The 21,882-nt window shown below is 51.3% G+C and carries 16 protein-coding genes and 2 pseudogenes; 12 read left to right on the forward strand and 6 right to left on the reverse strand.

Annotated elements, in window-relative coordinates; all coding sequences use genetic code 11:
• Positions 1-6: 6 nt before the first annotated feature.
• The gene (gene nifJ / locus FDX03_RS12325; protein WP_137345979.1) at positions 7-3,531 is read right to left on the reverse strand and encodes a pyruvate:ferredoxin (flavodoxin) oxidoreductase; all 3,525 of its coding nucleotides are present in this window, start codon (positions 3,529-3,531) and stop codon (positions 7-9) included.
• A 276-nt stretch (positions 3,532-3,807) separates the two neighbouring features.
• On the opposite strand from nifJ, the gene FDX03_RS12335 reads away from it, so the two are divergent.
• Entirely contained in the window at positions 3,808-4,074 is a 267-nt protein-coding gene (locus tag FDX03_RS12335) for a DUF333 domain-containing protein (RefSeq protein ID WP_003020360.1), read from the forward strand.
• Between the two features lie 13 nt (positions 4,075-4,087).
• Here the strand turns inward: FDX03_RS12335 and hslJ are convergent, their stop codons facing one another.
• The 4 genes and pseudogenes from hslJ to FDX03_RS12355 all read right to left on the reverse strand — a co-directional run bounded on the left by hslJ (position 4,088) and on the right by FDX03_RS12355 (position 7,384).
• Entirely contained in the window at positions 4,088-4,507 is a 420-nt protein-coding gene (gene hslJ / locus FDX03_RS12340) for a heat shock protein HslJ (protein ID WP_137345980.1), read from the reverse strand.
• A 112-nt stretch (positions 4,508-4,619) separates the two neighbouring features.
• Positions 4,620-5,609 carry a D-lactate dehydrogenase gene (gene ldhA / locus FDX03_RS12345; protein WP_048211554.1) on the reverse strand — a complete coding sequence of 330 codons (990 nt, stop codon included), beginning with the start codon at positions 5,607-5,609 and terminating at the stop codon, positions 4,620-4,622.
• Positions 5,610-5,765: 156 nt separating this feature from the next.
• Positions 5,766-6,052 (reverse strand): annotated as a pseudogene (locus FDX03_RS12350) (hypothetical protein); the annotation flags it as partial.
• Between the two features lie 225 nt (positions 6,053-6,277).
• Positions 6,278-7,384 carry an alpha/beta hydrolase gene (locus FDX03_RS12355; protein ID WP_137345981.1) on the reverse strand — a complete coding sequence of 369 codons (1,107 nt, stop codon included), beginning with the start codon at positions 7,382-7,384 and terminating at the stop codon, positions 6,278-6,280.
• Between the two features lie 355 nt (positions 7,385-7,739).
• On the opposite strand from FDX03_RS12355, the gene FDX03_RS12360 reads away from it, so the two are divergent.
• From FDX03_RS12360 to FDX03_RS12395, 8 genes and pseudogenes are all read left to right on the forward strand, one after another.
• A complete protein-coding gene (locus FDX03_RS12360; protein WP_101743035.1) occupies positions 7,740-8,651 on the forward strand; it encodes a hypothetical protein in 912 nt (303 codons plus the stop codon).
• 34 nt (positions 8,652-8,685) lie between these two features.
• Positions 8,686-10,065 carry a DUF2272 domain-containing protein gene (locus FDX03_RS22730; RefSeq protein ID WP_170973096.1) on the forward strand — a complete coding sequence of 460 codons (1,380 nt, stop codon included), beginning with the start codon at positions 8,686-8,688 and terminating at the stop codon, positions 10,063-10,065.
• Between the two features lie 3 nt (positions 10,066-10,068).
• Positions 10,069-10,521, forward strand: a complete 453-nt coding sequence (locus FDX03_RS12370) for a hypothetical protein (protein ID WP_048211556.1) — start codon at positions 10,069-10,071, stop codon at positions 10,519-10,521.
• Positions 10,522-10,531: 10 nt separating this feature from the next.
• Positions 10,532-10,867 carry a hypothetical protein gene (locus tag FDX03_RS12375; protein ID WP_048211557.1) on the forward strand — a complete coding sequence of 112 codons (336 nt, stop codon included), beginning with the start codon at positions 10,532-10,534 and terminating at the stop codon, positions 10,865-10,867.
• Between the two features lie 230 nt (positions 10,868-11,097).
• A pseudogene (locus FDX03_RS12380) lies at positions 11,098-13,750 on the forward strand (YdbH family protein).
• On the forward strand, positions 13,747-13,938 hold the full coding sequence (locus FDX03_RS12385) for a YnbE family lipoprotein (RefSeq protein ID WP_045442846.1): 192 nt from the start codon (positions 13,747-13,749) through the stop codon (positions 13,936-13,938). Before FDX03_RS12380 ends, FDX03_RS12385 begins: the two are co-directional and overlap by 4 nt.
• A gap of 7 nt (positions 13,939-13,945) precedes the next feature.
• Positions 13,946-14,269, forward strand: coding sequence for a YdbL family protein (locus FDX03_RS12390; protein ID WP_101743034.1), 324 nt, complete (start codon positions 13,946-13,948; stop codon positions 14,267-14,269).
• Between the two features lie 132 nt (positions 14,270-14,401).
• A complete protein-coding gene (locus tag FDX03_RS12395; protein ID WP_137345982.1) occupies positions 14,402-14,581 on the forward strand; it encodes a hypothetical protein in 180 nt (59 codons plus the stop codon).
• Positions 14,582-14,615: 34 nt separating this feature from the next.
• Here FDX03_RS12395 and azoR read toward each other — a convergent pair whose 3' ends face one another.
• A complete protein-coding gene (gene azoR / locus FDX03_RS12400; RefSeq protein WP_005126702.1) occupies positions 14,616-15,221 on the reverse strand; it encodes an FMN-dependent NADH-azoreductase in 606 nt (201 codons plus the stop codon).
• A 201-nt stretch (positions 15,222-15,422) separates the two neighbouring features.
• On the opposite strand from azoR, the gene hrpA reads away from it, so the two are divergent.
• From hrpA to aldA, 3 genes are all read left to right on the forward strand, one after another.
• Positions 15,423-19,325, forward strand: a complete 3,903-nt coding sequence (gene hrpA / locus FDX03_RS12405) for an ATP-dependent RNA helicase HrpA (RefSeq protein WP_137345983.1) — start codon at positions 15,423-15,425, stop codon at positions 19,323-19,325.
• An 80-nt stretch (positions 19,326-19,405) separates the two neighbouring features.
• Positions 19,406-20,203: a YdcF family protein gene (locus FDX03_RS12410; RefSeq protein ID WP_170927359.1), complete on the forward strand. Its 798-nt coding sequence runs from the start codon at positions 19,406-19,408 to the stop codon at positions 20,201-20,203.
• A gap of 199 nt (positions 20,204-20,402) precedes the next feature.
• The gene (gene aldA, locus FDX03_RS12415; RefSeq protein WP_137345984.1) at positions 20,403-21,842 is read left to right on the forward strand and encodes an aldehyde dehydrogenase; all 1,440 of its coding nucleotides are present in this window, start codon (positions 20,403-20,405) and stop codon (positions 21,840-21,842) included.
• Positions 21,843-21,882: the final 40 nt, after the last annotated feature.

Here is a 21,882-nt window from a genome sequence, read left to right on the forward strand (position 1 = left end):
AGCGTATTAATCAGTGCTGCTCTTTTCTGCTTTTCCTGCCAATTGCGCCAGGAAATCGTAGCGTTTTTGCAAGTCAGCCGTTGCGTCTTTCCACAGTTGCTCCGCAACCTCGGGTTGTTGAGCATTCAGGCGGCGGAAGCGCTGCTCGTTCATCAATGTCTCAGCCAGCGCGTCTGACGGTGGGCGAGAGTCCAGCGCCAGCGGCAATTTACCTTCGTCTGCACGACGCGGATCAAAGCGGTACAGCGGCCAGAATCCGGTAGCCGTGAGCTGGCGCATCTGATCGTGGCTTAGCGCAAGATCGTAACCGTGCTCCTCACATGGGCTATAGGCGATAATCAGCGACGGACCTGGATAGGCTTCCGCTTCCTGAATCGCTTTCACCGTCTGGTTTAGCTGTGCGCCCAGAGAGATCTGTGCAACATACACGTGCCCGTACATCATCATACTGACGCCAAGATCTTTACGCGCCTTGCGTTTACCGTGCTCGCCAAATTTGGTGACGGCCCCGAGCGGCGTGGCTTTCGATGCTTGTCCACCCGTGTTGGAGTAACATTGAGTATCCAGCACCAGAATATTGACGTTCTCGGTCAGGCTCAGGACGTGATCCAGGCCGCCAAAGCCAATATCGTAAGCCCAGCCGTCGCCGCCAATCAGCCAGATGGATTTTTCGACCAGCGCGTCGGCATCGGTTAACAGCTGCTGTGCGCCTTCGACATCTTTCAGGTGCTGGCGCAGCGCGGCAACTTGCTCACGACGGACTTCTGGTGTTGCCTCCGCGTGCAGGGCGTCATTTAGCTCAGCCGGGATTTTATCGGCAAACTGTTCCAGTAAACGCATGACGCGCACACGATGCTGATCCACCGTCAGACGGAAGCCCAGACCGAACTCGGCGTTATCCTCAAACAGTGAGTTCGCCCATGCAGGGCCACGGCCATTGGCATCGGTGGTATACGGCGTTGAGGGCAGGTTACCGCCATAAATCGATGAACAGCCGGTCGCATTGGCGATCAGCATACGATCGCCGTACAGCTGCGTAAGCAGTTTGATATACGGCGTTTCACCACAGCCAGAGCAGGCGCCGGAATATTCAAACAGCGGCGTTATCAACTGCGAGGTACGAATATCAATACGTTCCAGTTTAGTGCGATCAATCTCCGGCAGATTGAGGAAGAAGTCGTAGTTAACTTTTTCTTCTTCAACATGCTCAAGGCGCGACATCATATTGATGGCCTTGATCTCCGGATTTTGCCTGTCTTTCGCAGGGCACACTTCGACGCACAGATTACAACCGGTGCAATCTTCAGGTGCAACCTGCAGGACATATTTTTGACCGCGCATATCGCGTGATTTCACATCCAACGAATGCAGGCTGGCAGGCGCGTTTTCCATCGCTTCTGGTGAAATCACTTTGGCGCGGATTGCCGAGTGCGGACAGGCGGCAACGCAATGATTACACTGGGTACACAGATCTTCTTTCCAGATTGGGATCTCTTCGGCAATATTGCGTTTTTCCCAGCGCGTGGTGCCCATCGGCCAGGTACCGTCCGGCGGTAACGCTGAAACGGGCAGGGCATCGCCGAGTCCGGCGAGCATCGCTGCGGTGACGGTTTTCACGAAATCAGGCGCGGCATCAGAAACTACCGGCGGACGGTTGGCGCTGTGTGGATCAACCGGTTGCAGTGCCACTTCGGCAACGGATTCACGTGCCAGCGCCAGCGCCTGCCAGTTACGTTCCACCAGATCCTGACCTTTATTGCTGTAGCTTTTCGCAATCGCACCCTGCAATTCAATCAGCGCGCTGTCACCAGGTAAGATTTGCGTCAGATGGAAGAATGCCATCTGCATCACGGTGTTAATACGCGCAGCCAGACCGCACTCGCGCGCGATTTTGGCCGCATTAATCACATAGAAACGGGCTTTCTTCTGATTCAGGACCGCCTGAACTTCCTGCGGCAAACGCGCCCAGACTTCATCCACGCTGTACGGGGTATTGAGCAGGAAAATACCGCCAGGCTTCAGACGCTCGGCCATTTGATATTTATCGATAAACTGCAACTGATGGCAGCCGACAAAATCAGCCTGCGATACCAGATACGCGGAACGGATAGGCTGCTCACTGACGCGCAGGTGAGAAACGGTCAGGCCACCTGCTTTTTTCGAGTCATAGACGAAATAGCCCTGCGCGTACCACGGCGTGGAGTTACCGATAATCTTGATATTGTTTTTGGTGGCCGACACGCTACCGTCACTGCCCAGACCGTAGAACAGCGCTTCGAGCTTCGCGGTACCGGGCAGGGTGTTTTCTGGCAGGGGTAGCGACAAATTGGTGACGTCGTCATAAATACCGACCGTAAAACGTGATTTGGGCTTAGCGCTGCTCAGTTCATTAAACACCGCCATGACGCAGTCCGGGCCAAACTCTTTAGAAGAAAGCCCGTAACGTCCGCCAATGACGCGCGGTAGGGTTTCCCGCTCACCGCAGTTAAAGGCTTCTGCCAGCGCGGTCATTACATCCAGATACAACGGTTCTGCCTGGGCGCCAGGCTCTTTGGTGCGATCCAGAACGGCAACGCTACGCGCCGTTTCTGGTAATACTTGCAGTAAATGTCTGGCGGAGAAGGGGCGGAACAGTCGAACTTTCAGGACGCCAACTTTCTCTCCACGAGCAAGTAACTCGTCGACGACTTCTTCGCAGGTACCAATCGCAGAACCCATCAAGATAATGACGCGTTCTGCCTGCGGATGACCGTAATATTCAAAGGGTTGATACTGGCGGCCCGTCGCCGCGGCGAAGTCGTTCATCGCCTGTTCGACGTTTTCGTAAACCGCGTTGTACCAGGGGTTTGTCGCTTCGCGCGACTGGAAGTAGGTATCCGGGTTCGCAGATGTCCCGCGAATAACGGGATGTTCAGGGTTCAGCGCGCGGGCACGATGCGCATCGATTTCCGCCTGCGGCATCAGTCCGAGGATCGTGTCATCGGCTAGCGGCACAATTTTATTGATTTCATGCGAAGTACGGAAACCATCAAAGAAATGAATAAACGGCACCCGACTTTTCAGGGTGGCGATTTGTGAAATCAGTGCGAAATCTTGTGCTTCCTGGACGCTGCTGGCGCAGAGCATCGCACAACCCGTCTGGCGCACCGCCATTACGTCGGAATGGTCACCGAAGATAGACAGCGCATGAGTAGCAATCGTACGCGCGGCAACGTGCAGCACAAATGGCGTTAACTGACCGGCCAGTTTGTACAGCGTTGGGATCATCAGCAACAGGCCCTGCGATGAGGTAAACGACGTCGAGAGCGCGCCGGTCTGCAACGCGCCGTGAACGGTCGCGATCGCACCGCCTTCCGACTGCATTTCAACGACGCGAGGGGTATCCCCCCACACGTTTTTAAGCCCGTTCCCGGCCCAGGCGTCTGCCTGTTCCGCCATCGTCGAACTTGGTGTAATCGGGTAGATGGCGATAACTTCGCTGGTACGAAATGCGACCGAAGCAACCGCACCATTACCGTCAATTGTTTGCATACTGACACCCTTACATTGCGCAAAAAGAGGGATCCGCGTAACCGCGGCGAATCCTGTAGTTATATCTTTCTATTTTAGCAAAAGCGCTAAAGACAGATTTTCGCTTTTGTGTCCTGGGAATAAGCAGAATGAATGGTTTGATCAAAGGAGGAGCCAAAAAATTGCCAGAAAATGTAAACAGCACGCATAAATGCGCATTTTGCCTCTCGACGGCAGTGTTTCCGCTGCCTATTATTTATGGCTGTGTCGTTTGGTTAATATTCAGAGGGGAGTAAGATGCGCGCAGCGTTTTGGGTAGGGTGTGCCGCGTTATTATTATCGGCTTGCAGCAGTGAACCTGTTCAGCAGGCAACCGCCGCACACGTTGCACCGGGCATGAAGGCCGCAATGTCCAGCTCCGGAGAAGCCAACTGTGCCATGATTGGCGGTTCGCTATCCGTTGCCCGTCAACTGGATGGTTCTGCTATCGGGATGTGTGCATTACCTAACGGCAAACGCTGTAGTGAGCAGTCGCTTGCCGCCGGAAGCTGTGGGAATTATTGAGCCACTGCTTTTACTACATTAAATCTGCCAGTTTAAACGTCAACGTTTGTTCTGCCGTGGCCAGTGTTAACTGGTCAGCAGTCAGATCAACCTGTGCGCCTTGCTTAAACATCTCGCTGACGATACCGTCGAGCGCGTTAAGCTGTGGATCGGCGCACATCATGCGCGTCATTGCCATGTCTTTCACTTTTAATTCACCGTCGGACAGCCTGCCCTGACCGTGGAACTGATTACACATTTTTCCCGACACCGTCATATTTTCACCGAAACTTAATTCAGGTGGGGTATTGGCGACGGTTACCGGCTTGCCATTGACGCTCTGTAAAACAAAACGGTGGTGCTGTAACTGTTCGCGATTGACGGAAATTTTTCCATTGCTCACACAGCCAGCCATAAGCATGCTGAGCGCAATCAGCGTGACAATTTTCTTCATTAACTTTCTCTACGTTCGTGGCGGAATTGCATTCATGATGGTAATGATATCGCCAGATTTATCATCGAGGGTTATCTGAAAATGCTCCCCCGGAGGCGGGGGAGCGGAATGATTAGAAGAGGGCGTTCGGGCAGGTTTCGCCTTTGGCGATTTGAGCCAGATTCTGCAAGGTTGTTTCAGAAATGCTGGTCAACGCTTCGGCAGTCAGGAATGCCTGATGCCCGGTGAACAGGACGTTATGACAGGCTGACAAACGACGGAACACATCATCCTGAATCACATCATTGGACTTATCTTCAAAGAACAGGTCGCGTTCATTTTCGTACACGTCCATCCCCAGGGAACCGATCTTCTGGTTTTTCAGCGCGTCGATTGCTGCCTGAGAATCGATCAACGCCCCGCGGCTGGTGTTGATAACCATCACGCCATTTTTCATTTGCTCAAAAGCTTCGTGATTGAGCAGATGATAATTTTCTGGTGTTAACGGGCAGTGCAGGGAAATAACATCAGACTCCGCAAACAGTGTTTTAAGATCGACATATTCAACGCCTAACTCCAGCGCAGCAGCGCTTGGGTAGGGATCAAACGCCAGCAGGCGCATACCAAACCCTTTCAGGATCCGCAGTGCAGCAACACCGATTTTACCTGTACCAATCACCCCAGCCGTTTTGCCATACATGGTAAAGCCGGTCAGCCCCTCAAGAGAGAAGTTGGCGTCACGAGTACGCTGATAAGCACGATGGATACGGCGGTTCAGCGTCATCATCATACCGATTGCATGTTCGGCGACGGCTTCAGGTGAATAGGCAGGAACACGTACAACCTGCAAGCCCAACTCTTTCGCAGCGTCCAGATCGACGTTATTGAACCCGGCGCAGCGCAGCGCGATGTATTTCACACCGTGCTTTTTCAGTTCTTCCAGAACAGGGCGGCTGCCATCGTCGTTGACGAAAATGCACACGGCTTCACAACCATGGGCGGTTTTCGCTGTTTTTTCCGTCAACAGAAAGTCAAAGAATTCAAGTTCAAAACCAAAAGCCTCGTTAACCTGCTGCAGATACTTCTTGTCGTACTGTTTTGTACTATAGATGGCGAGTTTCATAAGACTTTCTCCAGTGATTTTGACGTCACATTAATTCAGTTCAAATTATTTTACAAAATCTAAAAAGTTATTGGTAGTCATAGATATAATGAATAATTCTAGAGTATCTCTTCTTAATGTGGGCACATTGCTGGATTTAAACCACTTTACTCAGCATAGGGTGATGGCGGCATCGTATAATTCGCCGACGGTCATGCCGTCCGCAAGATGTTTTTCCGTTACCGGCGAGTACTCGACCAGGTCAGGCTGGCCGTACTTAATGCGACGGTTTGAGCTGCTCTTGCCCGGCGTCAACGGGTGATAGCACCAGCGCCGCTGGTGAGATCCAGCTCGGCATAAACGCGTGCGGTGAGCTGGCTTTCTGCTTCTTTGACTTTATTCAACGTTGCCTGATGGGCTAACGTGGGCAGGCAAAATGCCGTGAGCAGAGGGATGAGGGGCAGACGAAAGTGGCACAGTCATATTCTTCCTTAGGGGATGTCTTAACATAACTAGATATATAGCAAATACATAAGGTTAAATGTAGTTCGACACATGAGTGTTAGCTTTTACCTGGTCGTTCCTGGTTATGGACATTCGTACTGATAGTAGACTCTTGTCTCCAGGAGTCTACTATCGCCGAACAGGGTATACTTGTGTTATTCAGAATGTTTGAATTCATTATTTATTCATTCATTGATTTTCCAGTATTGCCCAGCTTCAATGTAGCTTAGCCCGATGCGTTGGGATGCTCGCTTGTTATCATTAATAAGATAAAAAATATCTGAAAGCACAGAACGTTCTTCGCTTGGGTAACTATGGCCTATAAAGCTAGTATCAACATTAGTTGCGTCAATCGATTCTATTCCAGGATAATAAATCAAACCAGTAGACGAATCACCCGCTCGCGGATAACGGTGTATCGTCTGGGATGCGGCTAACGCCTTATCTGTTGATGAAGCATATAAAGTAACAGGTTCTCCTTGTGCCACCAGTGCAGGGGCAATGTCTCGTTTGAAAACATCGGCATCTATGTCAGGAGCAGTTAGAATGACCTCTTTTATGCGATTACGATAATCTGTATTTGTATTCAATACATCAATAATCGCCCGCGATAAAATTCTATTACCCATGCTGTGGGCTATCAGGTAAATATTTTTTGAATCGGATTTCTCAAGAAAGTCGATAAGGAAATTTTTTAGGTTGGTTTGTGTCCACTCAGCATTTTGCTCATCGATGGTATAAGCAGAAGTTCTGGCCTGTGAAGGCCAGCTATAAAAAACAGGGACCATATCGATGTTTAAATCATAGTATATTTGAGCTGTTTTTCTGGCTGCCTCGGCGAATGAGACATTATACCCATGAACGAAAATGAAGGTCTTTTTCTCTGGTATATTGCTTACTGTGGATACAAGGTAATTGAAAAAAATATTTCTAGCTAAAGGCGTTACACCAAGTAAGGCCACGTGTTTTTTGGGATCTTCTTTGAACTCAAGCTTTAAAAATGAAGGTTGTTCAGTTACTCCTATAATGTGGTGTCGAGGAATGCTAACTTCACAGAATCCATAGGAGATTGAGGCTCGATTGATTCCATATGATTGGTTGGGTGGTGCGCCGCTGTTATAATTTCTATCGGTGGCATACAAAACCTTGACAATGGCATAATCTGGTTTTTGAGTTAATATATTTATTTCATTGCTGCTAGATGCCATACTGGTAACACCTGTGTTGGACATGCCGCAACCATTTAGTATGGCTATAAAAATACTGAACACTATGTATTTTAATATTTTCATTTTGCTTGACCTTGCTTTAAACTTGGTTGGAGTGTCTTTCCTTTATTGATTTTTTCTGAATGTTACCAACTAAAATTAATCGGGGTAATTAAGATTTACGTATTTCCGCAGGGAATGGCATTAATAAAATGGTTTTAATTTGGACTGACAGGATAGTAATATTTTATTAGTGACTGTTTATTAGATAACGCATGTGGCTAGCCAAAGGACATCAGACTTCTGATTGATACCGCGCTAGTAATTACTACGAACCTCTTACCGAATACTCACTGTTTCTGACTCATATTTTCAGGAAGCAACCCGCATGGTTTCTGCTATCGGTTGACCAAACGCTCTTCACCGTGAGGGAGACAATATGTTTGGACTTGAAACGCTTGATATATTAATTGGGATAATGACTGTGTATTTCATGTTTGGGATAGCATGTACCGCGATTGTTGAAGCTATTTCTGCGTGGACCCGTATTCGTAGTCAAAATCTTGACGTGGCGCTGAGCGAGTTCCTTTCAGGCGATCTGTCGCAAAATCAGCAATTTATTACTCAGTTTTTTGAACATCCGTTAATTCAGTCCCTAAGTAAAGGAAACCAGGGGCGTCCTTCCTATATTCCCCCAGACATTGTCGCGCAAGTCGTGGAGGCGTTAGTTGTCAGCAAAAGTGCGATGGCAACGCTCTCCGCTGGAGTGAATGCCATGCCGGGAAATGCCAAAAATAATCGGATCAAAGGCATCCTCGAAACAGTGGTGGCGCAGACGGGCAATAACGCAGCCACGTTTCGCAACGCGGTTGCAAAACAGTTTGATGCGGTAATGGATCGCGCCTCGGGTTGGTATAAACGAAAAATGCAGACCATCACGTTGATTGTCGCCACCGTTCTGGTTCTTGGGGGGAATATTGACACCCTCAACCTTGCGACTGTGCTGGCCTCCAATCCTGATGTTCGAGAAAAAATGGTGGCGATCGCGCAGCAGGAAGTCAATGAGGCGAAAAATCAGGCTCAGGACAAGGAGCGCATCGCGACAGCTAAAGGCAAATATAACCACGCGATTGCCGTTATGCAGTCTGCAGGCTTCGAACTGGGCTGGAAAGGATGGCCGCAAGGGGGGGCTGAATGGCTGGCAAAAGTGGTGGGCCTGCTGGTGACTATTTTCGCCGTCTCACTCGGCGGACCTTTCTGGTTCGATATTCTTCAACGGGTTATGCAGGTCCGTTCAACTGGCCCAAAACCAGCAGCACCGGGTAAATCCGACAGTCCGAAAAGTAAGTGAAGTGTAACGGTTAACTATCGACAGAGAGGGCATCATGATACTTACACCCGCACAGAAAAGTCTCTGTGAACGAGTTTTGAATGCGTTTGAAACCGGCTCGGCCGAAGGCGATTACTCGGCTATCGCGATATTCCATGATGGTCCTCACGGGATCAGGCAGATCACTTACGGTCGTTCACAAACTACGGAATACAGCAAATTGCAGGATCTGGTGACCCGCTACGTTAATGCAAATGGGCGATTCAGTGCCGATCTTGCTCCGTATGTTGCAAAGATAGGTAATATCGCACTGGTTGACAATGAACCGTTTAAGGACTTATTACGACGAGCAGGGCGCGATGATCCGATAATGAAATCGGTACAGGATCGGTTCTTTGATGAGCGCTACTATCTGCCTGCGCTGAAATGGGCACAGGACTTTGGTTTTAAAGATGCGCTCTCATTTCTGGTCATCTATGACTCATTTGTTCATAGCGGCACTATTTTGACGTTCTTGCGCGCCCAGTTTCGTGAGGTGCCTCCAGCCAGTGGCGGTGATGAACACACCTGGATTTCCCAGTATGTTGAAGTGAGAAATTCATGGTTAGCCAACCATAGCAACCCCGAACTTCATCCTACCGTTTATCGTACAAAATGTTTGCGATTTGAAATAGATCGCGGCAACTGGGATCTTTCGCAGGTCCCCATTAACGCTAACGGTATACCCGTCAGGCCCTTACCTGATATATCAATCACTCAGACATCGATACCTCCGGTGGAACAACCCAGCGTTCCGTATTTTGGTGAGGAAGCACCCGTTTCTGGTTTTGCGGATAACGCCGCGTCGATCGCCGCTGACGAGTGGCATTTTTTTGGCGAGCAGCGCTACAACCGCAATGGTGGCCTTCTTCATTCCGGGCACAAAGAGGGTGAGGATGGCTGGTGGCAACGTGTTGGCCTGTATTGGGCAAAAATCGGGCGGGACGATCTGGACGGGCGAGATCATGACTGGCCGTGGTCGGCGGCGTTCATTTCATGGGCCATACGTCAGGCTGGCGCGGGGGAGCGTTTTTCCTACTCTGCTTCGCATGCGACGTACATCAGCAAATCGATCCGCGACAGAAATCAGGGTAATGCTAAAGCGTTGTACTGGGGATACAGGCTGAATGAGCGTAAACCGCAGGTGGGGGATTTAGTTTGTTGGGACAGAGACCCCGACAAAGTCGTTGATTACGATCATCAGCATCTGGGCAACTACAGCAGTCACACCGACTTAGTTGTTTCCGTAGGCACTAATGAGATTGAAATTATTGGCGGTAATGTTGGTAATTCGGTGACACGACGCCCGTTGGCGCTCACCGCCGACGGATTCCTTGCCAGCGACGTACAAGGAGGGGAAACGCTGTTTGCCATCATGGGGTATCGCGGAGAGTGAAAAATGAAACGATCTAATATAGTGCTTAAATACGCTGCCCCGCTAATGTTTTGCACTTTCCTTTTACTGAGTGGGTGTGCCTTATTCGTTTCACACTACGATGCAGGCGCGTACCAGAACTTCACAAATTTAAAGGCGTTCCACCTTAAATTTCTCGAAGATAATACAGCTAAACCCGGGAATACCTTTGATGAAACTAAGGTAAAGGCTACTTGCGATACCGGGGACCTCAAGTTCCGTGAGGCGACGGAATATGCTGCAGGCAAGCATGATGACTCACGTGTACGGGCTATTCATTACCTCGATAATGTCTTTGAGAGTGATTGCCGAATGGCGATGAAGGATAAAAAGTTATTTAGCGTCGTCTATGCGGATGAAAAAACCGATGTAGTTAAGTTGAACTACGATCTGGCCATTCGGGGAGAAAGTTCCCGTGTGGGGTCTGTTGTAAAATAGGGGATGAAAAATGTCAGATATTGATGATGCCATGAATGCGATTAAAAATGAGGTTGCTGAATCCATTAAAGAACAACTGAAAGCGCTCTTGCTCTCGGCAGCAAAAGATACGAATGAGGTAATAAACGATACCGGTAAGAAAATTGCGTACTGGCTGCGTCTTCGTGGGCAGGGAAAACTGAGTGACAGTGAACTGGAGGCGTTGCTCTACGCCAGAGATCAACTGCTGCGACAATATAAAAACACGGTGGAAATTGCAGCAAGAGCTCAGGTTGAGAAGATTGCTATTTCGCTGGTTAATATTGTGCTCGACAAATTATTGGGCATTGCCTTTCATCAGAAATGAGGCACGGCATAGGGCTAATAGGGCGAAAAAATGGTCGGTTTTCTGCGCCACTGACGGATGTGGTACAGGGTATCTCACTGAGAGACCACTATTTTTTATTACCCACAACCTATAAATATTACATATATTTCAATGGTATCTATTCTTAAGGTGGGCATGTTTAGCTAAACATGCCACAATACTGGCCTAAACCGGCTTAAATTTTCGCTAAATCAGGATATTAACTACCCATGAAGGGTAAATATAAAGCCGTACTGGCACTCCTCTTATTATTGATTCTCGTGCCGCTGACGTTGGTCATGACCCTTGGCCTGTGGGTTCCCACGCTGGTGGGCGTCTGGTTGCCTGTCGGCACGCGTATTGCGCTGGATGAGAGCCCACGGCTGACACAGCATGGGCTGCATATCCCGGAACTTCGCTATCTGGTCGATGATTGCCCGCTAGCGCGCATTACTCAGGCAGAGCTCTCTCACCCCAGCCGCTGGTTGCTTAATGTTGGGACAATTGAGCTCGACTCGGCTTGCCTGGCCAAATTGCCGCAGGCAGAATCCTCGCCGGTAGCGCCAAAAACGCTGGCTGAATGGCAATCAATGCTACCCAATACCTGGATTAACATCGACAACGTTATTCTCTCTCCATGGCAGGAGTGGCAGGGGAAACTGTCGCTCTCGCTAACGCCCTCTACCCAGCAGCTGCGCTACCAGGGTGAAAAAGTTAAATTTCAGGGGCGTCTGCACGGACAGAATCTGACGGTAAATGAGCTGGATGTTGCAGCATTTGAAGGGCAGCCGCCGATAAAACTGGTCGGTGAATTTACCATGCCGCTGGTTCCTGATGGACTACCAGTGAGCGGGCATGCGGTTGCTACTCTGAGCTTGCCGCAGGAGCCAACGCTGGTTGACGCCGAACTTGAGTGGCAAGAAAACAGCGGACAACTGATCGTCATGGCACGGGATGCGGCCGATCCGCTTCTCGATCTGCCATGGGAAATAACGCGTCAGCAACTGACTATCAGTGACGGTCGCTGGAACTGGCCTTATCAGGGGTTCCCGTTAAGTGGGCGTCTGGGGGTGAAAGTTGAAAACTGGCAGGCCGGTCTGGAAAATGCCGTGGTGAGTGGGCGTCTGAACATTCTGACGCAAGGCGATGCCGGTAAAGGAAACGCCGTATTAACGTTAGGGCCAGGTAGGCTCGGTGTGGATAGTAGCGATATGCCGTTACAGTTGATCGGTGAGGCGAAACAGGATGACCTGATCTTCTACGCGAAGTTACCCGCCAGACTTACCGGAAGCCTGATCGATCCGCAGCTCGCTTTCGAGCCAGGGGCATTGCTGCGTTCCCGTGGGCGAGTCATCGACTCACTCGATATTGACGAAATTCGCTGGCCATTGGCTGGCGTTAAAGTGACACAGCGCGGTGTGGATGGGCGTCTGCAGGCCATTTTACGAGCGCATGAGAACCAGATGGGTGACTTTGAGTTACACCTTGATGGTCTGGCCAATGATTTTCTTCCTGATGCCGGTCGTTGGCAGTGGCGGTATTGGGGCAAAGGCAGTTTTACACCGATGCATGCGCTTTGGGATGTCGCGGGCAAAGGGGAGTGGCACGACAACACCCTGAGACTTTTCGACCTCTCGACCGGGTTTGACCAACTGCAATATGGCACCATGAAGGTGGAAAACCCGCGTCTGGTGATGGATGCGCCGATTGTGTGGGTCCGTGATGCCGAAAAACCGACGTTTAGCGGTGCGCTTTCGCTCGATGCCGGAAATACACTCTTTAGCGGGGGCAGCGTCTTACCTCCTTCAACGCTGAAGTTCAGTGTTGAAGGGACTGATCCGACGATTTTCCAGTTCAAAGGTCAACTTCATGCCGGAGCAATTGGTCCTGTACAGTTGAATGGGCGCTGGGATGGGATCCGTCTGCGTGGCCAGGCCTGGTGGCCAGGCCTGGTGGCCAAAACAATCACTCACCGTTTTCCAGCCATTGGTACCACCGGACTGGAAAATGAATCTGCGCGAAGGTGAACTTTATGCGCAGGTGGCGTTCTCTGCTGCGCCGGAGCAGGGCTTTGAGGCGGGGGGGCACGGTGTACTGAAAGGGGGTAGTGCCTGGATGCCTGATAACCAAATTAACGGTGTCGATTTTGTGCTGCCGTTTCGTTTTAGCGAAGGCGTATGGCAACTGGGTACGCGGGGGCCGGTGTCATTACGTATTGCAGAAGTTGTGAATCAGGTTGCTGCGACAAACATCACCGCCGATCTGCAGGGCGGGTATCCCTGGAGTGAAGACAATCCGTTGCTGTTAAGCGATGTCAGCGCCGAACTACTGGGTGGCAAAGTGGTTATGCAACAACTGCGGATGCCGCAGCACGACCCGGCATTGTTACGGGTGCAGAATATCTCCTCCAGCGAACTCATCAGTGCGGTAAATCCGAAGCAGTTTGCTATGTCGGGTCCGGTCAGCGGTGCGTTACCGTTATGGCTGAATAACGAAAAGTGGATCATCAAAGACGGCTGGCTGACCAACCCAGGACCAATGACGTTGCGTATTGATAAGGACACGGCGGATGCCGTCGTCAAAGATAATATGGCGGCCGGTGCGGCCATTAACTGGCTGCGTTATATGGAAATAAGCCATTCCTGGACGAAAATAAATCTGGATAACCTCGGTGTTTTAACCATGCAGGCAACGGTGACTGGCAACAGTCGGGTGGATGGCAAAGTGGGAACGGTTAATTTGAATTACACCCACGAGGAAAACGTCTTTACGCTATGGCGCAGTTTGCGTTTTGGCGACAATTTACAGGCATGGCTTGAACAAAATGCAGCGCTGCCAGAAACCCATTGCCCGGAAGGCAAGGAATGTGAGGAACAACAATGAAAACGATAGCTGCCATGCTGGGACTGCTTGCGTCATCTCTGCTGGCGGGGTGTACCCCCAGAATCGAAGTGGCTGCGCCTAAAGAGCCCATCACTATCAATATGAACGTCAAAATCGAGCACGAGATCCATATCAAAGTGGATAAAGACGTCGAGAGTTTATTGAAATCGCGCAGCGATCTGTTCTGAGGTCACGATGAAAAAACAGCTTGTAGCGATCCTGGTGGCGTTAAGTTTTTTGAGCGGCAACGTATGGGCATTGACGCTGAATGAAGCCAGAACCCAGGGACGGGTAGGCGAAACGCTTAATGGTTATCTGGTGGCATTGAAAACCGATGCCGAAACGCAGGCGCTGGTGAATGAGATTAATAAAGCGCGCAACGCCAGCTATCAGCAACTGGCTGAGAGTAACAACATTCCACCAGATGAAGTGGCGAAAATGGCCGGACAAAAGCTGGTTGCTCGCGCCAAACCCGGCGAGTATGTACAGGGCATAAATGGGAAATGGTTAAGGAAATAATAATTCATTTCTGAGCAGGAGCTGACAAGTATTGCATTCACATGAATTATTCATCGATATCGCAATAGTTGCCACACTGCATGATATCGATGTTGATATAGTTCCCCTCCGGTAGCGTCCTGGGGTGAAATCATGTGGCTTTTCAAGTGGTGTGTCTGGAATCGTTGGGTATTCAAGCTGTTAAGCCGGGATGTCGCGGAGCCGGAACAATTTTTACAGCATTGCTGGGAAGAGAATCTGGCGAAGTGCAGGGATTACGCAACCATCTGGCGTGATATTAATCGCATTCACGGGAAGCAAGCAAAGAAGTAAAAACCCTCCCACCGGATGGTGAGAGGGTCAATCATCAGGCAGCGACGACGCTGTCGATTGCCGCTTTTGCATCGGATTGTGCTTTAGATGCCACTTCCGGACCGTAAGCAATGCCTTCCGCGAAGACGACGTTCACGTCGGTGATACCGATAAAGCCCAGGAACACATTCAGATACGGGGTGATCAGGTCGGTCGGCGTATCTTTATGGATACCACCACGGCTGGTCAGCACGATCGCACGTTTTCCAGTTACCAGACCTTCCGGGCCTTTCTCGGTGTAACGGAAGGTCACGCCAGCACGGGCAATCAGGTCGAAGTAGTTTTTCAGTTGCGTTGGGATGTTGAAGTTATACATCGGCGCGGCGATAACAATCACATCATGCGCTTTCAGCTCAGCGATCAGTTCATCGGACAGCGCGAGCGCTTCTTGCTGGCGTGGCGTCAGCGGCGTATCGCTCGGGCGCATCGCACCCACCAGCTCGCCATCCAGCACCGGAACAGGATTTGCAGCCAGGTCACGGACGGTGATTTCATCAGCGGAGTGCTTTTCACGCCACTGTTCAACAAAATAATCAGACAACTGACCAGACTGAGAGTACCCTGCCAGAATACTGGATTTAAGAACTAATACCTTGCTCATGGGTGTTTCCTTTTATGTGTTTGAAGGGGATGTGCCCCGTTGCTTGTTGACACTTTATTCACAATCCTGCCGCAGTGATAGCGCAATATATCGAATCCTATGTTCGAAATTATTGAACAACACATGAAAAGCGCCGATGTGGTACTCTATACCTATCATCTACAAGAGATTTAACCCGGCAGAGCACTGCCCTCTAACGCTATGACAGAACAACAAAAATTAACCTTCAACATGCTGCAGCAACAGCTGGACTCACTGATGCTGCGCGACAGACAGCGTTTTGCCCGCCGCCTGCACGGCGTGAAGAAGGTTAAAAATCCTGATGCACAACAGGCCATTTACCAGGAGATGGCGAAAGAGATCGCGCAGGCAGCAGGTAAAGTCGTGCTGCGCGAAGCGGCGCGTCCGGAGATTACCTATCCGGAAAACCTGCCCGTCAGCCAGAAAAAGCAGGATATTCTGGACGCTATTCGCGACCATCAGGTGGTGATTGTGGCCGGTGAGACCGGTTCGGGGAAAACCACCCAGTTACCGAAAATCTGTATGGAGCTGGGGCGTGGGGTGAAAGGGCTGATTGGCCATACTCAACCGCGCCGTCTGGCGGCGCGCACCGTGGCGAACCGTATTGCGGAAGAGTTGCAAACCGAGCCGGGCGGCTGTATCGGTTATAAAGTGCGTTTCAGCGATCATGTCAGTGACAACACCATGGTTAAGCTGATGACTGACGGTATCCTGCTGGCGGAAATTCAGCAGGATCGGCTGCTGATGCAGTACGACACCATCATCATCGATGAAGCGCATGAACGCAGTCTGAATATCGATTTTCTGCTCGGCTATTTGAAAGAACTCCTGCCGCGTCGTCCGGATCTCAAAATTATTATCACTTCGGCGACCATCGACCCGGAGCGTTTTTCAAAGCATTTCAATAACGCGCCGATTACCGAAGTCTCCGGCCGAACGTATCCGGTGGAAGTGCGCTATCGCCCGATTGTTGAAGATGCAGATGACACCGAGCGTGACCAACTGCAGGCGATTTTTGATGCCGTAGATGAGTTAGGCCGTGAAAGTCAGGGCGACATTCTGATCTTCATGAGCGGCGAGCGCGAAATTCGCGATACTGCGGATGCGCTGAATAAGCTGGATTTGCGCCATACCGAAGTGCTACCGCTCTATGCGCGTCTTTCTAACAGCGAGCAGAACCGCGTATTCCAGTCGCACAGCGGCCGCCGTATCGTGCTGGCTACCAACGTGGCGGAAACTTCGCTAACCGTGCCGGGGATCAAATATGTAATTGACCCGGGCACTGCGCGTATCAGCCGCTACAGTTACCGCACCAAAGTTCAGCGCTTGCCGATTGAACCGGTGTCACAGGCTTCTGCCAACCAGCGTAAAGGCCGCTGCGGTCGTGTTTCTGAAGGGATCTGTATTCGCCTGTATTCCGAAGACGATTTCCTGTCGCGCCCGGAGTTTACCGACCCGGAGATCCTGCGTACCAACCTGGCATCCGTTATTTTGCAGATGACTGCGCTGGGACTGGGGGATATCGCGGCATTCCCGTTCGTTGAAGCACCGGATAAACGCAATATTCAGGACGGGGTACGCCTGCTCGAAGAGTTGGGGGCGATAACCACCGATGAACAGGCAACCGCGTATAAGTTAACGCCGTTGGGTCGTCAACTGTCGCAACTGCCGGTGGATCCGCGTCTGGCGCGCATGGTGCTGGAAGCGCAAAAACATGGCTGCGTACGTGAAGCGATGATCATTACCTCGGCGCTGTCCATTCAGGACCCGCGCGAGCGTCCAATGGACAAGCAACAGGCTTCTGACGAGAAACACCGCCGCTTCCACGACAAAGAGTCTGATTTCCTCGCGTTTGTGAACCTGTGGAACTATCTTGGCGAGCAGCAAAAAGCGCTGTCGTCAAACCAGTTCCGTCGCCAGTGCAAACTTGATTTTCTAAACTACCTGCGCGTGCGAGAGTGGCAGGATATCTACACGCAACTGCGCCAGGTAGTGAAAGAGTTGGGTATTCCGGTTAACAGCGAACCTGCTGAGTATCGGGAAATTCACGTTGCGCTGTTGACCGGGTTACTGTCGCATATCGGGATGAAAGATGCCGATAAACAGGAATTTACCGGCGCGCGTAACGCCCGCTTCTCGATCTTCCCCGGTTCTGGGTTGTTTAAAAAACCACCGAAATGGACGATGGTGGCGGAGTTGGTGGAAACCAGCCGCCTGTGGGGACGTATTGCCGCACGTATCGATCCCGAGTGGGTGGAGCCGGTTGCCCAGCATCTGATCAAACGTTCATACAGTGAACCGCACTGGGAACGCGCGCAGGGTGCTGTAATGGCGACAGAAAAGGTCACCGTTTACGGCTTACCGATTGTGGCCGCCCGTAAGGTGAACTACAGCCAGATCGATCCAGTCCTGTCGCGTGAACTGTTCATCCGCCATGCGTTGGTGGAAGGCGACTGGCAAACTCGCCATGCGTTTTTCCGTGACAACCTCAAGTTGCGTGCGGAAGTGGAAGAGTTGGAGCACAAATCACGCCGTCGCGACATTCTGGTCGATGATGAGACGCTGTTTGAGTTTTACGACCAGCGCATCAGCCATGATGTGGTTTCTGCCCGCCACTTTGACAGCTGGTGGAAGAAGGTTAGCCGCGAGACACCGGATCTGCTCAACTTTGAAAAGAGCATGCTCATCAAAGAGGGCGCGGAGAAAATCAGCAAGCTGGATTACCCGAACTTCTGGCATCAGGGCAATCTCAAACTGCGTCTGAGCTATCAGTTTGAACCCGGCGCTGATGCAGATGGCGTGACCGTGCATATTCCGCTGCCGCTGCTTAACCAGATCGAAGAGAGCGGTTTTGAATGGCAAATTCCGGGGCTGCGCCGTGAACTGGTGATCGCCCTGATTAAATCACTGCCAAAACCGGTACGGCGTAACTTTGTGCCAGCACCGAACTATGCGGAAGCGTTTTTAGGCCGAGTGACGCCGCTGGAACTGCCGCTGCTGGATTCACTGGAGCGTGAACTGCGCCGCATGACCGGCGTCACCGTTGACCGTGACGACTGGCACTGGGATCAGGTGCCCGATCATCTGAAAATAACGTTCCGGGTGGTCGACGATAAGAACAAAAAGCTGCAGGAAGGACGCTCACTGCAGGATCTGAAAGATGCGTTGAAGGGTAAAGTCCAGGAAACGTTGTCTGCGGTGGCGGATGACGGTATTGAACAGAGCGGATTGCACATCTGGAGCTTCGGCCAGTTGCCGGAAAGTTACGAGCAAAAACGCGGCAACTATAAAGTCAAAGCGTGGCCTGCGCTGGTGGATGAGCATGACAGCGTTGCTATCAAACTGTTTGATAATCCGCTGGAGCAACAGCAGGCGATGTGGTGCGGTTTACGCCGCCTGTTGTTGCTGAATATTCCATCACCTATCAAATATTTACACGAGAAACTGCCCAACAAAGCGAAGCTGGGGCTGTATTTTAACCCGTATGGCAAAGTGCTGGATTTGATTGACGACTGTATCTCCTGCGGTGTGGATAGACTTATCGACGCTAACGGCGGCCCGGTGTGGACGGAAGAGGGTTTTGCGACGTTGCACGAAAAAGTGCGGGCCGAGCTGAATGACACAGTGGTCGATATTGCGAAGCAGGTCGAACAGATCCTGACAGCGGTATTTAATATCAACAAACGTCTGAAAGGGCGTGTGGATATGACCATGGCGCTGGGGCTTTCGGATATCAAAGCGCAAATGAGCGGGCTGGTGTACCGTGGATTTGTCACCGGCAATGGATTCAAACGTCTGGGCGATACGTTGCGTTATTTGCAGGCCATTGAAAAACGGCTGGAGAAACTGGCGATTGATCCACACCGCGATCGGGCGCAGATGCTGAAAGTAGATAGTGTGCAGCAGGCCTGGCAGCAGTGGTTCAATAAACTGCCGCCCGCGCGGCGTGAAGATGATGATGTCAAAGAGATCCGCTGGATGATAGAAGAGCTGCGAGTCAGCTATTTTGCCCAGCAGCTTGGCACACCATATCCGATCTCCGATAAACGTATTCTGCAGGCGATGGAGCAGATTACGGGGTGACGCGATGCTGGACCGTAGGGCGGATAAGGCATAGCCGCCATCCGGCATCTGTACCCGGTAAAGAATAAACACCAGGAGTTATGAGTATGAGTCAGTTCCCGATACTTTCCGCAGCCACCCTTGCGGCGATAAATACCGTAGGGCGATGGTTGGCGCAGAATGATTTTATGGAGAACATCACCGTTCAGTCAGACTGCGTGATTCTGGCGGGCAACGCGGTTATTCCGACCATCGACGCCGCTTGTCGGATCGCGAAAGAACAACAGGTTCCCTTACTGATTAGCGGTGGCATCGGTCATTCTACGCGCTTTCTGTATGACGCGATTGCAGAGCATCCTCGCTATAACATCATCCGCACCAGCGGACGAGCAGAAGCTGCGATCCTGGCTGATATTGCGCACCAGTTCTGGCAAATTCCGGGTGAGACGATTTGGGTGGAAGACCAGTCAACAAACTGTGGTGAGAATGCACGCTTTAGTTGTGCCTTACTGAACCAGGCGACAGAAAATATTCACACGGTCATTGTGGTGCAGGACCCTACAATGCAACGCCGCACGATGGCGACGTTTCAGCGTGTAACCCGTGATTTTCTGCAGGCGCCGCGCTGGTTGAGTTTTCCCGGTTTTATCCCTGAGTTGACTCTACAGAACGGTGGTGTGGATTTCGCGCCAACTGCGGAGGGGCTGTGGTCTGTGGATCGCTATCTTTCACTGATTACCGGCGAATTGCCGAGACTGCGCGATGATGCAACCGGCTATGGCCCTCGTGGTCGTGATTTTATCGCCCATGTTGATATTCCGCAGAATGTTGAGGATGCATGGTTGCATCTGCAAAACGATACGGCGCTGACTGACCTGCTGGCGAGCCGATCGCTGTAATCTTTGCTGCCCGTTTGTCGGCGTTTTGCCGCAAACGGGCATAAATCCTGTCTGTTTTTCCCCTCCGCCATGACATTACCAGATGCTTTTATGAAGCGGCTCACAGAACGACAATTCCAGCAGTAATGCGTCATGCATGATTGGTATTAATTAACAATAGTTTTACTTGTTAAAAACAAATCAATCACAGGAGAAGCGCATGTCAGTACCCGTACAACATCCTATGTATATTGATGGGCAGTTTGTGACCTGGCACGACGATGCCTGGATTGATGTCATCAATCCAGCGACCGAAGAGATTATCTCGCGTATTCCCGATGGGGGCGCTGAAGATGCGCGTAAAGCGATCGATGCCGCACAGCGTGCTCAGCCGCAATGGGAAGCTCTGCCAGCTATTGAACGGGCGAACTGGTTACGCAAAATTTCTGCGGGCATCCGTCAGCGAGCCGCTGAAATCAGTGCGTTGATTGTGGCGGAAGGTGGAAAAATACAGCAACTGGCCGAGGTCGAAGTCTCATTTACCGCCGACTATATCGATTACATGGCGGAATGGGCACGTCGTTATGAAGGTGAGATCCTGCAAAGCGACCGCCCGGGCGAGAATATTCTGCTGTTTAAGCGTGCACTGGGCGTGACGACGGGCATTCTGCCGTGGAATTTCCCGTTTTTCCTGATCGCCCGCAAACTGGCTCCCGCCTTGCTGACGGGGAATACCATTGTCATTAAGCCGAGTGAATTCACACCGAATAACGCCATCGCCTTTGCCAAAATTGTTGATGACATTGGTTTACCGCGCGGAGTCTTTAACCTGGTGCTGGGACGCGGTGAAACAGTCGGTCAGGAACTTGCCGGGAATCCCAAAGTGGCGATGGTGAGCATGACCGGCAGCGTTGTGGCGGGCGAGAAAATCATGGCTGCGGCAGCGAAAAATATCACTAAGGTATGTCTGGAGCTGGGCGGCAAAGCGCCGGCAATCGTCATGGACGATGCTGACCTTGAGCTGGCCGTGAAGGCGATTGTTGACTCGCGGGTGATCAATACCGGTCAGGTGTGCAACTGTGCCGAACGCGTGTATGTCCAGAAAGGTATCTATGACCAGTTTGTGAATCGTCTGGGAGAGGCAATGAAAGCCGTGCAGTTTGGCAATCCGGCCGAGCGTAATGACATCGCGATGGGGCCGCTCATTAATGCGGCTGCGCTGGCACGTGTGGAACAGAAAGTGGCGTGCGCAGTGCAGGAAGGGGCCAGAGTGGTTCTGGGCGGTAAAGCCGTTGCCGGCAAAGGTTATTACTACCCGCCGACGTTACTGTTAGACGTGCGCCAGGAGATGGCGATTATGCACGAGGAGACGTTTGGTCCGGTGCTGCCGGTGGTGGCGTTTGATACGCTGGAACAGGCGTTGACAATGGCCAATGACAGCGACTACGGTCTGACCTCATCGATCTATACGCAGAATCTGAATACGGCGATGAAAGCGATTAAGGGGCTGAAGTTTGGCGAAACCTATATTAATCGAGAAAACTTCGAGGCGATGCAGGGCTTCCACGCTGGCTGGCGTAAGTCCGGGATTGGCGGGGCTGATGGTAAACATGGTCTGAACGAATACCTGCAAACGCAAGTGGTGTATCTGCAGTCCTAAGTTTTTCGCCGGGTGAGTCTGTACGCCACCCGGCGCCATC

Source organism: Citrobacter sp. wls827 (assembly GCF_005280875.1).
GTDB lineage: Bacteria > Pseudomonadota > Gammaproteobacteria > Enterobacterales > Enterobacteriaceae > Citrobacter > Citrobacter youngae.

Excerpts from the sequence above, each read along its gene's own strand:
- nifJ (WP_137345979.1), bottom strand. The coding sequence starts at position 3,531 with ATGCAAACAATTGACGGTAATGGTGCGGTTGCTTCGGTCGCATTTCGT.
- FDX03_RS12335 (WP_003020360.1), top strand. The coding sequence starts at position 3,808 with ATGCGCGCAGCGTTTTGGGTAGGGTGTGCCGCGTTATTATTATCGGCT.
- hslJ (WP_137345980.1), bottom strand. The coding sequence starts at position 4,507 with ATGAAGAAAATTGTCACGCTGATTGCGCTCAGCATGCTTATGGCTGGC.
- ldhA (WP_048211554.1), bottom strand. The coding sequence starts at position 5,609 with ATGAAACTCGCCATCTATAGTACAAAACAGTACGACAAGAAGTATCTG.
- FDX03_RS12355 (WP_137345981.1), bottom strand. The coding sequence starts at position 7,384 with ATGAAAATATTAAAATACATAGTGTTCAGTATTTTTATAGCCATACTA.
- FDX03_RS12360 (WP_101743035.1), top strand. The coding sequence starts at position 7,740 with ATGTTTGGACTTGAAACGCTTGATATATTAATTGGGATAATGACTGTG.
- FDX03_RS22730 (WP_170973096.1), top strand. The coding sequence starts at position 8,686 with ATGATACTTACACCCGCACAGAAAAGTCTCTGTGAACGAGTTTTGAAT.
- FDX03_RS12370 (WP_048211556.1), top strand. The coding sequence starts at position 10,069 with ATGAAACGATCTAATATAGTGCTTAAATACGCTGCCCCGCTAATGTTT.
- FDX03_RS12375 (WP_048211557.1), top strand. The coding sequence starts at position 10,532 with ATGTCAGATATTGATGATGCCATGAATGCGATTAAAAATGAGGTTGCT.
- FDX03_RS12385 (WP_045442846.1), top strand. The coding sequence starts at position 13,747 with ATGAAAACGATAGCTGCCATGCTGGGACTGCTTGCGTCATCTCTGCTG.
- FDX03_RS12390 (WP_101743034.1), top strand. The coding sequence starts at position 13,946 with ATGAAAAAACAGCTTGTAGCGATCCTGGTGGCGTTAAGTTTTTTGAGC.
- FDX03_RS12395 (WP_137345982.1), top strand. The coding sequence starts at position 14,402 with ATGTGGCTTTTCAAGTGGTGTGTCTGGAATCGTTGGGTATTCAAGCTG.
- azoR (WP_005126702.1), bottom strand. The coding sequence starts at position 15,221 with ATGAGCAAGGTATTAGTTCTTAAATCCAGTATTCTGGCAGGGTACTCT.
- hrpA (WP_137345983.1), top strand. The coding sequence starts at position 15,423 with ATGACAGAACAACAAAAATTAACCTTCAACATGCTGCAGCAACAGCTG.
- FDX03_RS12410 (WP_170927359.1), top strand. The coding sequence starts at position 19,406 with ATGAGTATGAGTCAGTTCCCGATACTTTCCGCAGCCACCCTTGCGGCG.
- aldA (WP_137345984.1), top strand. The coding sequence starts at position 20,403 with ATGTCAGTACCCGTACAACATCCTATGTATATTGATGGGCAGTTTGTG.